The 578-nt window shown below is 36.0% G+C and carries 1 protein-coding gene; it reads right to left on the reverse strand.

The annotated features are described in order from the left end of the window. On the reverse strand, positions 1–578 hold a 578-nt coding region (locus B0A78_RS13115), incomplete at both ends, for a helix-turn-helix domain-containing protein (protein WP_133065794.1).

Genomic DNA, 578 nt, shown 5'->3' on the forward strand with positions numbered 1-578 from the left:
AGCATATCTGCTGCTACGAGTGAATTTTTTTGGTCGTATAGTTTTGCAAAAGCAACTTTAGAATAAGTGTCTATGAAAGTTTGTTGGTAAATTCTTCCTACTCCTTTAATTGTGCCAACATAATAGGTGTCTTGTGCTCCCAAATAACCTGGATGAGCGGTTTCTATTTCTCCGTGAGCTTCTTTTTCTTCTTTAGCTTTTTCAATGGCTACGACTTGTGATTCAGTAAGAATCAAACCTTCTTTTGCTACTTTTGTCTCTAAGGCTTTTAATCGCTTTTTAAAGGTCTCTAAATCATTACGAAGCCAAATCGAACGAACTCCTCCAGGAGAAAGTACAATGCCTTCTTTACGCAATTCATTACTCACTCTTTGCTGACCTAGAGATGGATTATCTGTAGCAATGCTTACTACTTTTTGCTCAATGTAGGGTTCAACACGATTTTTAATAATGGGTTTGCTTCGACTTATTTCTTGAAGTGCTAATTCGCCTCCTGTTTCATATAATTCTTGAAAACGATAAAAACTATCACGACTGTAGCCCATAATCCTACAAGCTTCTGATACATTTTTTAATTT

Origin of the sequence: Flavobacterium columnare NBRC 100251 = ATCC 23463, from assembly GCF_002530675.1 — a bacterium.
In the GTDB taxonomy this organism is placed as follows: domain Bacteria; phylum Bacteroidota; class Bacteroidia; order Flavobacteriales; family Flavobacteriaceae; genus Flavobacterium; species Flavobacterium columnare.